General features: G+C 60.4%; 9 protein-coding genes and 1 pseudogene. All 10 read left to right on the plus strand.

Translation table 11 applies throughout. The annotated features are described in order from the left end of the window. A pseudogene (locus tag PQQ96_RS24940) lies at nt 1–212 on the plus strand (electron transfer flavoprotein subunit beta/FixA family protein); the annotation flags it as partial. Between the two features lie 13 nt (nt 213–225). Continuing rightward, on the plus strand, nt 226–1,185 hold the full coding sequence (locus PQQ96_RS24945; protein ID WP_408297626.1) for an electron transfer flavoprotein subunit alpha/FixB family protein: 960 nt from the start codon (nt 226–228) through the stop codon (nt 1,183–1,185). A gap of 88 nt (nt 1,186–1,273) precedes the next feature. Further along, complete coding sequence (locus tag PQQ96_RS24950) at nt 1,274–1,909, plus strand: MarC family protein (RefSeq protein ID WP_408297628.1); 636 nt, start codon at nt 1,274–1,276, stop codon at nt 1,907–1,909. A gap of 67 nt (nt 1,910–1,976) precedes the next feature. Next, a complete protein-coding gene (locus PQQ96_RS24955) occupies nt 1,977–3,611 on the plus strand; it encodes a 5-guanidino-2-oxopentanoate decarboxylase (RefSeq protein ID WP_408297630.1) in 1,635 nt (544 codons plus the stop codon). A 443-nt stretch (nt 3,612–4,054) separates the two neighbouring features. After that, entirely contained in the window at nt 4,055–5,449 is a 1,395-nt protein-coding gene (locus PQQ96_RS24960) for a DUF1329 domain-containing protein (protein ID WP_408297632.1), read from the plus strand. 153 nt (nt 5,450–5,602) lie between these two features. Further along, complete coding sequence (locus tag PQQ96_RS24965; protein WP_408297634.1) at nt 5,603–7,423, plus strand: DUF1302 domain-containing protein; 1,821 nt, start codon at nt 5,603–5,605, stop codon at nt 7,421–7,423. A 58-nt stretch (nt 7,424–7,481) separates the two neighbouring features. Beyond that, nucleotides 7,482–9,842: an efflux RND transporter permease subunit gene (locus PQQ96_RS24970; RefSeq protein ID WP_408297636.1), complete on the plus strand. Its 2,361-nt coding sequence runs from the start codon at nt 7,482–7,484 to the stop codon at nt 9,840–9,842. A gap of 168 nt (nt 9,843–10,010) precedes the next feature. Then, complete coding sequence (locus PQQ96_RS24975) at nt 10,011–10,994, plus strand: YCF48-related protein (RefSeq protein ID WP_408297715.1); 984 nt, start codon at nt 10,011–10,013, stop codon at nt 10,992–10,994. Between the two features lie 56 nt (nt 10,995–11,050). After that, nucleotides 11,051–12,418, plus strand: a complete 1,368-nt coding sequence (locus PQQ96_RS24980; protein ID WP_408297638.1) for a CapA family protein — start codon at nt 11,051–11,053, stop codon at nt 12,416–12,418. Between the two features lie 248 nt (nt 12,419–12,666). Then, on the plus strand, nt 12,667–13,473 hold the full coding sequence (locus PQQ96_RS24985) for an ABC transporter ATP-binding protein (protein WP_408297639.1): 807 nt from the start codon (nt 12,667–12,669) through the stop codon (nt 13,471–13,473). Nucleotides 13,474–13,502 lie beyond the last annotated feature (29 nt).

The following is a 13,502-nucleotide window of genomic DNA, read 5'->3' on the forward strand; positions in this document are numbered from 1 at the left end:
TGAACGAGCCGCGCTACGTGACGCTGCCGAACATCATGAAGGCGAAGAAGAAGCCGTTGGAAGTCATCAAGCCGGAAGACCTCGGCGTTGATGTGACGCCGCGCCTGAAGACGCTGAAGGTTGTCGAGCCGCCGAAGCGCTCCGCCGGTGTGAAGGTGCCGGATGTGAAGACGCTGGTCGAGAAGCTGAAGACCGAAGCCAAGGTGCTGTAAGGAGACGGACGAAATGACGAATCTGGTAATTGCAGAACACGATAACGCGTCGATCAAGGCCGCGACATTGAACGCGGTCGCAGCGGCGGCGCTCATCGCAACGCTCGCCGCACACGACGTTCATGTGCTGGTGGCGGGTCACAACGCGCAAGACGCGGCAGGTGCGGCAGCGAAGATTGCCGGTGTCGCCAAGGTGCTGCTGGCCGACGCGCCGCAACTCGAAGCGGGTCTGGCAGAAAACGTCGAAGCGACGGTGCTGGCGATTGTTCAAGACCCGGCGAAGAGCTACACGCATATCCTCGTGCCGGCCACGGCCTACGGCAAGAATATCGCCCCGCGTATCGCCGCCAAACTCGATGTTGCGCAGATCAGCGATATCACAGCGGTAGACGGTGCCGACACGTTCGAGCGCCCGATCTACGCGGGCAATGCCATTGCCACAGTGCAATCCTCAGACCCGGTCAAGGTCATCACGGTCCGCGCCACTGGCTTCGACCCGGTTGTAGCAGTTGGCGGCAGCGCAGCGATCGAGAAGATCGAAGCCGCAGCCGACACGGGTCTCTCGCAGTTCGTGAGCCGTGAAGTGACGAAGCTGGACCGTCCGGAACTGACGTCGGCGAAGATCATCGTCTCGGGCGGCCGCGGTCTGGGCAGCGGCGAGAACTACACGAAGGTTCTGGAACCGCTGGCCGACAAGCTGAACGCAGCGCTGGGCGCATCGCGCGCGGCCGTCGACGCGGGTTTCGTACCGAACGACTATCAGGTTGGGCAAACCGGCAAGATCGTCGCGCCGCAACTGTACGTGGCAGTCGGTATCTCGGGTGCCATCCAGCATCTGGCCGGGATGAAGGACTCGAAGGTCATCGTCGCGATCAACAAGGACCCCGAAGCGCCGATTTTCAGCGTTGCCGATTACGGTCTGGTGGGCGATCTGTTCACGGTGACGCCAGAGCTGGCCGCCGAGCTCAGTTGATCGCACGACCCACGGCGTCCCGCGAATGCTATAGCGAAGTCGAGCGTTGAGAGGGCTCGGCAGCCGTTGATGAAAGCGGAGTGACACGATGACGATGACTTCAACCGATATCCCCCTCCTCGTCGCGGGGCTGCTGACGCTGTATTGCCCGCCGGTCGCGGTGCCGATGTATGCGGCCGTCACCGGACATTTCCCTGACGCGACGCAACGGCGCATCGCGATGCGCATGCTGCTGTGGATCTCCGTGTTGCTGGTCGGCGCCGTGTGGAGCGGCCAGTTCCTGTTGCGCATGCTTGGGCTGACGCTGGGCGCACTGACCCTCACCGGCGGGGTGGTCCTCTGCCTATGGTCGATACCGATGATGCAAGGCGGCAAGGGCGAGCGGCGCGGCCTCACCGCGAGGCTCGAGCATGAGCGCTGGCGCGAGTTCGTCGCCGTGCCCCTGATATTTCCGCTCTCGATCGGCAGCGCTGTCGTTTCGCTCGTCATTACGACGGCCACGCGCTTTCATTCGCCTGGCGATTTGTGCCTGATCAGCGCGGTGTGCATTCTGCATGCCGGGGTTATCAGTCTGACCTATCGATATTCGGCGTCATGGTGCAAACGGCTCGGCGAGGTGGGTATGAAGCTTGTCGAGCGTCTGTCGGGCATCGTGTTGACGGCGATTGCGTTTCAGATGGTCGCGCAGGGCATCCGCGAACTCCTGCCGGGCCTCGCATCGTGAACGCGGCGATTACCTGCATCCGCGCCTGCGACGTGCAAACAACTTTAGATATCAGAGAACGGATCGTATGAAAACAGTAGGGATGTATCTCGTCGAACTTCTTGCGTCCTACGGCGTGGATACCGTATTCGGCATTCCGGGCGTGCACACGGTCGACCTGTACCGAGGGCTGGTGGACAGTTCGGTGCGCCACGTGACGGCGCGTCACGAACAGGCGCTCGGATTTATGGCCGACGGATATGCTCGTGCCACGGGACGCCCAGGCGTGTGCTTCGTGATTACGGGGCCGGGCGTCACCAACATGGCAACGGCAATGGCGCAGGCCTACGCCGATTCGATTCCCATGCTCGTCATTTCGAGCGTCAACGCGCTAGGCCATCTCGGCTCCGGCAACGGTCATCTGCACGAGCTGCCCGATCAACGTTTGTTCGCGAGCAGTGTGTCCGAGTTTAGTCATACCGTTACGCGCGCGGAAGAGTTGCCGCAGGTTATCGCGAGAGCGTTTAGCGTGTTTTCGAGCGGTCGCCCGCGTCCTGTACATATTGAACTACCACTGGACGTCATTACGGCGCCTGCCGGTAATTTGCCGGCGCCGGTAAGCCCACCGCCCAGAGCGACGACCGGTCCTGCCGCGGAGCAGGCCATCGACCGCGCGCGTGCGCTGGCAGGCGCTGCGCGTGCGCCCATGATCTTCGCGGGTGGCGGCGCGCTCGGTGCGGCCGAAGAAGTCCGATGGCTGGCCGAAGCGCTCGATGCACCGGTGGTGATGACGATCAACGGTCGCGGCATTCTGCCGCCTGGGCATGCGCTGGCGATCTCATGGTCCGCGTCAAGCAAGGCGGTACGCGACATGATGCGGGCCAGCGATCTGATCATTGCACTCGGCACCGAACTGGGACCGACGGACTACGATCTCTACGCCAACGGTAGCTTCGAAATGACGGCTCCGCTTGTGCGGCTCGACGTGGATGCCCAGCAACTGTTCCGCAATGCTGTTCCTGTAGTGCCGTTGTTAGGCGATGCAAGGGAAACGCTCGTCGCGATGCGCCGCACGGGCTTGACGGGCAGCGCTGGCGCAACCAGAGCGGAGAGTCACGGAACACGGCGGGCGGCGCAGTGCAGGGACGAAGGGCACCGTGAGCTGGATGCGGCCTCGCGGCGTGATCTTTCTTTGCTCGAAGAAGTTCGGCAGGTGTTTCCCGAGGCGTCCATCGTCGGCGACTCCACGCGAATGGTGTACTCCGGCAACCTGGGCTACGCGGCGCCGCGGCCGCGGACCTGGTTCAACGCCTCGGTTGGGTTTGGGGCCCTGGGTTACGGCCTTCCGGCTGCGATTGGCGCGAGTCTCGGCAGCGGGCGGCAAGTCGTCTGCCTCGCGGGCGATGGTGGTTTCCAGTTCACGCTCGCCGAGCTGGGCACCTCGGTCCAGCATGGTGCACAGGTGATCGTGCTGCTGCTCAACAACAGCGGCTATGGCGAGATCAAAAACGCCATGCTTAGCCGTGATGTGAAGCCAATCGGCGTCGATTTGCATACGCCCGATTTCGTCGCCGTTGCGCGCGCGTACGGCTGGAACGCGAAGCGTGTGGAAGATGGCACACCGTTAGGGAAAATCCTGAGCCAAGCCCGCCAGCAAGGCGGGCCGTGGCTGATCGAGCTGCTGACGACGGAAGACTCCCAGAAAGAACTCGCGCTTTTTTGAAATTTTGTTGAACGTTTTTTCAACGGGTTCTATACTCGGAACCATCAAATACAGGTTGGCCGGCCATTCAATAGTGGACCGGGCACATGCAGGACAAGGTGTCGGAGGAGGGAGCATGTTCACTACAGCGGAGCGCCGGGAGCACAACCCGGCGGGGCGCAATCCGGCTCGGTTCGTGTCGGCGTCAAAGCAAAGCAGGTCCGCTTGTCGCAAGCGCACGCGACAAATTAGCGAAAGCGTGGCGACGGTTCGTATTGAATTGTCCGCATCGCTTTCAACGGAAGCAAGAAGCGCAGTTTCACATTCCATCATTTTTCCTGGCCGGTTCATCTAGCGTTGACCGATCCGGATTCCGGGACATTGCCGGAATTGTTCCAGCTCATCTGCAGTTCTTCAGCACGTTATTCGAACTATTTGTCGCGCGTTTATCAAGGAGCATAGTCGTGAAGGTTGACTTGAAATTCAACAAGGCGGTCGCCGCCCTTGTGACTCTGGGCTTGCTTTCGACAAGCGCATGGCCCGTCGGTCCTGCTGACGTGGCACGCCTCGGCCACGACCTGACGCCTGCGGGCGCCGTGAAAGCCGGTAACAAGGACGGCACCATTCCGGAGTTCTCCGGTGTCAGCAAGCCGTTGCCAGGTTGGTCGTTCGGCAAGGTTCGCGCCGATTATTGGCAATACAAGTCGGAGAAACCTCTCTTCATTATCGATGCGTCCAACGTCGATAAATATGCCGACAAGTTGACGCCTGGCCAGATCCAGATGCTCAAGCAGGTCAAGGGTTACACCATGCCGGTCTACCCGAGCCATCGCGAGTGTGGTCTGCCCGAAGCCGTCGCGCAGAATACGAAGGACGGGATGCTGAAGGCCTCGATTGCGTCGAACGGCTGGTCGCTCCAGAATGCCACGCTGCCGGGTGTGCCGTTCCCGATCCCGGAAACCGGAATCCAGGTCATGTGGAACTGGCTGGTCGGATATCAGGGCGCGGCAAGCGAGTATGAATCAGGCTATACCTATGTGTCTCCACGTCCCGGCTCAAGCAATCCGATCATTACGCGTTACAGCCAGTTGACCTACTATCCGTGGGGCAAGACCGGTCAGCACACGCCGCAGGACGACGGCGGCATGCAAAGCGGCGTGTACTACCTCTACACAGAACCTGCGGCGCTCGCTGGGCAAGGCACGATTCAGCGCTATTACTTCGGCGAGCCTAGCGATACCTACTACTATTTCACTGGCCAGCGCCGCGTTCGGCGCCTTCCTGCTTACTCGTACGATGCGCCGCTGATCGGCTACGAGAACCAGTACCCGGCCGATATCTCGTTCGTCTTCTTTGGCAACCCGGACCGCTTCGACTGGAAGCTGATTGGCAAGAAGGAGGTCTACATCCCCTACGATACGCTCGGCATGCAGAAGTTCGACGCAAAGCTCGCCGACGTGACGGATACGAATTTTGTCAATCCGTCCGTGCGGCGCTATGAATTGCACCGCGTATGGGAAATCGAGGGCACGGTAAAGGCGGGCATGCGCCACTCGACGCCGAAGAAAACGCTGTACGTCGACGAGGATAGCTGGATGATCGCGGTCGGTGACGACTACGACGCGCAGGGCAAGATCTGGAAAGCGAAAGAGAACTACATTGCGCCAGAGTGGGACCTCGGTTCGTGCGTGCCGGTTTCCGCCGTCTATAACGACCTGATCAGCGGCCGCTACATCCTCGACGAGACAGTTATTGGAACCGGCAAGGATATCAAGTTCTTCCCGCCGGGTTCGACCGACTCACGCCTGAAAGACAGCTTCTTTACAGGCGAAAATCTTAGCGCCATCAGCGATCGATAAAAATTCGCAGACGCTCCCGGTCCTCGCGCCCCGCGTGAAAGAGGATCGGAAGCGATCTAGCAGAAGACACGCTAACGGGAAGCATGAAATTGTGATCATCCATTCCATAACATTAGGAAAACTAATTGTATGGAATTCAGGGACGCTTTTAACATGAACAAGAAATTGATTCGATTGTGTGGTGCGGCCGCCTGTGGAATGATTTCGTACGGCTCTGCCAACGCTTATACGTTCGATACCGGGCTTGGAGACCTGAGCGGATCGTGGGTATCTAACCTGACAGGCGGTGCGGGTATCCGTACCAAAAGTCCCAGTTGTTCCTTGACTGGCGATCCGAACGCGAACAATTGCGGCGCTGCCGCCAATACGGCCCAATGGTCCAACGGCGACGACGGCAACCTCAATTATCACAAGGGGCAGCTGTTCACCGGGTATCTGAGCATTACCAGCGAACTGCTGCTGACGATGCCTAACGAGGGCTGGAAGTTCCTCGTGCGCGGCACCGCGATGTATGACTTCGCGGCCAACGGCACGGATCGCACGCCGCTTACCAGCAACGCGCAGGAACAGGTCGTGCGAGATACCGAACTGCTCGACCTGTGGCTGGAAAAGGATTTCAACATCGGCGATCAGCGCGCCCACGTTCGGGTCGGTAACCAGGTGATCAACTGGGGTGAAAGCTACTTCGCGGCGGGCGGCATCAATGCCACCAACTCGCTCGATATCCAGAAACTGCTGATACCGGGAACGCAACTCAAGCAGGCGCTGTTGCCGGCACCGATGATCAGTTTCGCCAGCAGCTTGCCCGCCGGCTTTTCGACCGAAGCCTACCTTCAGGCTCAGTGGAACAGCAACGAGTACCCGCCGGTCGGCACGTTCTGGTCGGCCTCGGACCTGTTCGGACGCGGCTCTGTTCCCGCCTCCCTGAACTCGAATAACTTCAACGTCTCCGGTCTCGACGCCGGCACGATTGCCGGTGCCAACAGCAAGAATGCCGGTATCTACAATGGCGTCAACACGAACTTGTTGAACGGCGCCTACGCCGGGGCACCCACGAACGCGACGGGTTCTGCCTACCAGACGGTGCTGCCGAGCGACAAGCCTCAATATGGCCTGCGTTTAGGCTACAAGCCGCCGGGCGCCGACATCAATTTTGCGTTCTATTACGAAAACTACACGGATAAGTCGCCGGTGTTGTCGTATCTCGCGAATGGCACGTCGCAATTCTCCTATCTGCAGAATCGTCAGTTGTTCGGCGCCAGTACGAATTTTTCGCTGGGCGACTGGGCAATCGGGGCCGAACTCTCGTACCGGCCGCGTGATGCTGTTTCGTTGTCCGCGTGCTATCTGCCGGGCGGCCCGCCGGATGCGAATACCAACTACGCAAGTAGCGTGGATTGCCAGGCGTGGATGGACGCGAAGAAGATCCAGTTCGACGTGAACGCGCAGTTGAATCTCACGCAGACGACCTACCCGATGTTGAGGCTCATCAAGGCCGACGAGGCGACGTTCACCGCGGAACTGACCGTGGTGAAGTACCCTGGTATCAGCCCGAATGCAATGTATTTCCGCACGGTGAACGGCCAGACCGTCTACCAGATGACCGACGCGGGCTACGGCGCGTGGTTGAACAACAACTCGGGTCTGGGTTATCCGATTGCCGCTGGGCAAGGTACCTCGACCTCGGTGGGCGCGACGGTCGACTTCAACTGGACTTACGACGGCACGCTGATTCCCGGCTGGCAGGTCACGCCCGGCGTCACGTTCTATGATTCTGTGTACGGCTACTTGCCGAACTTCTCGGCTGCCTATGAGCAAGGCGCGAAATCGGTCAACGTCTATCTGTTGTTCAACCAGAACCCGCAGGTGTGGCAGGCGGGGATCAACTTCACTGCGTTCTTCGGCGGAAACTCGGTTTCTCAACCGTATGCCGACCGCAATTTCGTTGGCGTGTTTGTAACCCGTAATTTCTGACGATGTCATCGCTCCTGGACTTCGCGTCCAGGGCGCCGTATTGCAATGAGGAGCGCACGTGTTAAACAGATTGATTCGCAAGCTAGAGCATTGGCTATTCTCACACCGGCTGCTGGTGTTGAGTACGTTTGTCGGGCTCACGGCGGTAATGGCGTTCTTCGCGGCGCAGTTGCGCATGGACGCCGGTTTCGAGAAGCAGATTCCGATCGGGCACGAGTACGTGCAGACGTTCCAGAAATATCGATCGGACCTGTTCGGTGCGAACCGGCTTACCGTGGTGGTCAGGGCCAAGCAGGGCACAATCTGGACCAAGGAAGGGCTTGCCCGGCTCTATCAGGTGACGCAGGCTGTCGCCTATTTGCCGAATGTCGATCGCCTGGGCGTGCAGTCTCTTTGGACACCGAACAGCTTCGTCAACGAAATTACCGAGGAAGGCTTCCGTTCGCAGCCGATCATCCCGGGCACCGTCACGCCGAACAACCTCACGCCTGACTCGATCGCGCAGATCCGGCGTTCGACGGTGGAAGGCGATTTCATCGGTTCGCTCGTGTCCCACGATCAGAAGGGCGCAATGATTACCGCCGAAATCGGCGAACTCAGTGCGGACGGCAAGAAAATCGATTACGTGCAGTACAACCATCTGCTTGAGGACAAGATCCGCAAGCCTTTCGAGGACGCCGGCTACGACGTCCAGATTATCGGTTTCGCGAAGCAGATCGGCGACATCGCCGACGGCGCGAAGTCGGTTCTGGTCTTCTGCTTGATTGCACTGCTGCTGACCGCACTCGCGGTTTACTGGTATTGCCGCTCGATCCGCTTCACGATCCTGCCGATCGTCTGCTCGTTGACCTCGCTGGTCTGGCAGTTCGGTACGCTGCGTTTGCTCGGCTACGGTCTTGACCCGCTGGGTGTGCTGGTGCCGTTCCTCGTTTTCGCGATCGGCGTGTCACACGGCGTTCAGCAGATCAATTTCATCACACGCGAGCTGTCGCACGGCAAAACCTCGCTCGACGCTGCCCGTCATAGCTTTACGGGGCTGCTGATTCCCGGCACGCTGGCGCTCATCACGGCGCTCGTTTCGTTCATCACGCTGCTGATGATCCCGATCCCGATGATTCGCGAACTGGCTATCACGGCGTCGCTCGGCGTGGGCTACAAGATCGTGACGAACCTGGTGATGTTGCCGGTGGCCGCCTCATGCCTGAACTTCACCAAGGCCTATGCGGACAAGGCGATGGTCAATCGCGAGCGCCGTGCGCGCTGGCTGCGCACGTTGGCGCGCGTGGCGGAGCCACGCAACGCGACGATCGTGCTGGTGCTGGTGGCGGGCGTGTTCGGCACAGCGGTGTGGCAGAGCCGCGACCGCGTCGTGGGCACGCTGCAACCCGGCGCGCCGGAACTGCGTCCTGAAGCGCGTTTCAATCGCGACGCTGTGTCGATCGCCGACAGTTACGACATTGGCCTCGACTGGCTCTCGGTGGTGGTAGAAGCGCCGCCGCAGTCCTGCGAGAACCCCGCGGTGGGCGCCTATGACGATAACCTCGTCTATGCGCTGCGCAAGGTCCCGGGTGTCGTCTCGATCAGCTCGTATCCCGACATGCTGCGCAGCTACAACGAAGGCTACAACGAGGGCAATCCCAAGATGAATGTGGTGCCGATCGACCCGGGCAACTACGCGGGCCTGTCGACAGAAATCGGCCGGGTACGGGGCTATCTGAACGTGGATTGCAGCATGACGGCGGTCCACCTCTACCTGGCCGACCACAAGGCCACCACCATCAATGGGGTGATCGACGCAGTCAAGCATTTCCGCGAAACGCATCAGGTAGCAGGCCTGAATGTCAGGCTGGCGGCGGGTAACGCAGGGGTGCTCGCGGCGATCAACGACGAGGTCGCAAAGAGCGAATTGCCGATGATGCTGTATGTGTACGCAGCGATCGCGATTCTGGTGTTTCTCGTGTACCGCGATCTGCGGGCGGTCGTGGCCTGCTGTTTGCCTTTGACGGTCGGCACGTTCATTGGCTACTGGTTCATGAAGGCGTTCGACATTGGACTGACCGTCGCAACGCTGCCGGTGATGGTGCTCGCGGTGGGTATCGGCGTGGACTACGCGTTCTATATCTATAGCCGGTTGCAGGAGCACCTGGCCGCGGGTCAGCCGATTGCGCGGGCGCTCGAACACTCGATTCTCGAAGTCGGCATGGCGACGATCTTTACCGCGGTCACGCTGGCGATCGGTGTGGCGACATGGAGCTTCTCTTCGCTCAAGTTCCAGGCCGACATGGGCAAACTGCTGGCATTCATGTTCATTGTCAATCTCGTGATGGCGATGACCGCGCTACCGGCCCTTGCCGTGCTGCTGGAGCGCCTGTTCCCGCGGCGCCGTCCGGCGCGTGCTCCGGGCGCGTTCGGTCACTAGCCGAAGGCGGCGGCTTACGTGCGGTACAAGGTCTTGCCGGTGGTGCGTGCGGATGGTTGTTTGACCGTCGGCCGCCTGGCTTCCTCGCGTGGCGAGGAGGTACGGCGGTTGCCACCGGCGCAGCAGGTTTACCGAATTGGTTGAGCAGGAGAGAAGAAGGTGAAAAAGATGAATGAAAGCATGAAGGGCCTCGTGCTGGCCCTCTTGATGGCAGCGGGCACACTCGCGCCGGAGGCGGGCCAAGCGTCGGACGTGAAACCGCAATTGCGGCTCCAGCCCGCTGAACGCGTTGAAGCTGCGATGTCTTCGCAAATCCTCGGAGTGACGCATGCGGGCAAGCGCATCGTCGCAGTCGGCGACCACGGCATCGTCCTTCTCTCCGACGACGACGGCAAGACCTTCCGGCAGGCGCGTTCAGTGCCGGTCGACTCGACGCTGACAGCGGTGTCGTTTATCGATCAGCATACGGGCTGGGCAGTCGGTCATGGCGGTGTGATCGTGCGGACCGAGGATGGTGGCGAGACCTGGAAGCTTCAGCGCAGCGATACGAGTGTCGATCAGCCGATCTTCTCGGTGTACTTCAAGGATGCCAACGAGGGCTGGGCGGTCGGACTGTGGTCGCTGATGCTCCACACGACCGATGGCGGCGCGACATGGTCAACCGTGCAAGTGCCGCCGCCGGCAGGCCAGAAGAAGGCCGACCGTAACCTGTATGCAATCTTCGCCGACCCGAAGGGCAATCTGTTCGTTGCGTGCGAGCAGGGCCGCGTGATGCGCTCGACGGATGGCGGCAAGAACTGGACTTACGCGGAGACCGGTTACGCCGGCTCGTTCTGGACCGGTATCTCGCTTCAGGATGGGGTTCTGCTCGTGGGCGGTCTGCGCGGAACGATCTACCGCAGCGCCGACGACGGCGACAGCTGGCAAGTAGCGCAAACACCCTTCAAGAGTTCGCTCACGGACATCATCGAGGTCGCCGGCAAGCACATTATTGCCGTGGGGCTCGACGGCGTGACGCTGGAAAGTCATGACGATGGGGTGACGTTTACCGGCAAGCAGCGTTCGGACCGCAGCGTTTTGACCGCGGTCGTGGACGTGGGCCCGGCCGTGCCGCCGCTGCTGTTTTCGACGAGCGGTCTGTTGACGCCCTGATCCGCGGGCTGTCGCCGCGTATGTATGACAAATAATTGGACTTCAATCAGATTCGCATGCGCAACGCCTATTCCAATCCCATCCGCCCCCTTGAGAACGAATCGCTGGTTGGCTTGCGCGACGGCTTTACCCTGGCCTGCGTCGGCGACTGCATCATTTCCCGGCCACTCTCGCAACTGGCGCAGCACGATCTGGGTTTTTCCACGGTCGTCGACTTACTGACGGGCGCGGATCTCGCGTGCGGCAACCTTGAGACGACGATCGTCGATATGGATGGTTTTAGCGGCGCGCCTTATTCGTGGGACGGCGACTGGCCGCTGGCGAGCGAGCCTTCCGTCGCCGCGGATCTTGCGGCGATGGGAATCCGGCTGGTGGCGCGCGCCAATAACCATGTGCTGGACTGGGGTCTCGAAGGCATGCGGGAAACCGGCGCGAGGCTTAAACAGGCCGCCATCGCCTTTGCCGGAGTGGGCGAGCATCAGGGCCAGGCGCGCACCGCTGCTTACGCCGAAACCGCCAAAGGTCGTGTCGGCATGGTTTCCTTTGCAACGACCTTTCGCCCCACCACCGACGCGCTCGCTCCGTACGGCGCGTGCCCTGGCCGCCCCGGGCTCAGCGCGCTGCAACTTCGCAAGATCACGGTGGTGCCGCCGGACGCGTTTCGTTCGTTGCAGGACATGCACGATCAGATTCACGGTCGGCAAGGAAAGGATGATGCCGGGCAAACCGTGCCGCTGTTCGAACAGGAGTTCGAAAGTGGCGCCAGCTTTCAATATCGCTACGAACCCGATGCTGACGATCTCAGGCAGATCTTGCAGAACGTTCGCCTCGGTAAGCAGCACGCGGACGCGCTCGTCGTCGCCGTTCACGCGCATGAAGCGATGAACGATTCCTATCCGCAATTGCCGGGCAAATTCCTGCGCGAGTTGGCGCACGAATGCATTGATGCGGGCGCCGATATTTTCATGGTGACGGGGATCCATCATCTCGGACCGATCGAGATATATCGCGGCAGGCCGATTTGCTATGGACTGTCCAATTTTTTCTGGAGCGATATTCAGCAGCCGCTTCCTGAGGAGCTTTATCGGAAGAATCAGGCGCTGGTGCGCTCGGCGTTCGAACAGCCGGACACGATCACCGATGCGGATCTGGCGAATCTCATGAACGCCCAGTCATTCGCGAGCAGTCTGCCATTCGAAGGGGTCCTGGTGACCAGCCATTTCGAGGGAGGACGAATCGTCGAGCTACGCCTTCATCCACTCGATCTCGGCTATGGCATGGGCTTGACGAAGAGCGGTGTGCCGCGTCTGGCCCAAGCGGATCTCGCCACGAAGATTCTGAACGACATCCAGAATGCGTCTGCGGCGTTTGGCAGCGAGATCCAGATCGAGGCGGTGGACGGCATGGGTATCGTGCGTCTCTGAGCGCGGACTGGATCGACGATCGCAGGCTGGTTGAAAGGTGGAGTGCCTGGGGCCTGTGCCCGTCGCGGGCCGACCCATACAACCAGCTTATTCAACGGCGCAACAGGATCGTTTCTTTGCTGCGTGATTTTGAAATCTGTTGAACCATTTTTCAACGGATCATATACTCAGCATAGACAGATACAGGTTGGCCGGCCATTCAATAGTGAGTCGCCTATGGGTGTAAACGCGACTCTGGAGGAGATAACATGTTAGCCGCAATAGAGAACGTTGAGACGAACGTCGACGAGCGGGTGCGAGTCGAGAACCTGCACAAGCGCTTTGGCGATCTGGAAGTACTCAAGGGCGTCTCGCTGAGCGCCCGCGAGGGCGAAGTAATTTCGCTCATCGGTGCAAGCGGTTCGGGCAAGAGCACGCTGCTGCGTTGCATCAACCTGCTGGAGATGCCGACTTCCGGCAAGATCGAAGTGGCCGGCGAGGAAATTCGCCTTGGTGTGGACCGGAAAGGCCGGACCATTTCGAAGGACCCGCGTCAGGTCGAACGGATTCGCAGCCAGTTGGGCATGGTGTTCCAGAGCTTTAATCTCTGGGCGCACCGCACGGTGCTCGAGAACGTCATCGAATCGCCTATTCATGTGCTGCGTGAGTCGCGTGCCGATGCCGTCGCGCACGCCGAACAACTGCTTGAACGGGTCGGTCTCGCCGATAAACGCGATGTGTACCCGGCTTTTCTATCCGGTGGCCAGCAGCAGCGCGTGGCGATTGCGCGCGCGCTGGCGATGCGCCCGAAGGTCATGCTGTTCGACGAGCCGACCTCGGCGCTCGACCCCGAGCGAGTCGGCGAAGTGCTGAAGGTGATTCGTGACCTGGCGCGCGAAGGACGCACAATGATCCTGGTGACGCACGAAATGGACTTTGCGCGCGACGTGTCAAGCAAGGTCATGTTTCTGCACCAGGGGCGCGTTGAAGAGAGCGGGTCGCCGCAGGAGATATTCAGCGCACCGCGCAGTGAGCGGTGCCGGCAGTTCGTCATGGCACACAAAGAGCGTCATTGAATTTCGTCCATAGCGCGTCGCATTAGCGC

The organism is Paraburkholderia sediminicola (genome assembly GCF_046027825.1).
Lineage (GTDB): Bacteria > Pseudomonadota > Gammaproteobacteria > Burkholderiales > Burkholderiaceae > Paraburkholderia > Paraburkholderia sediminicola_D.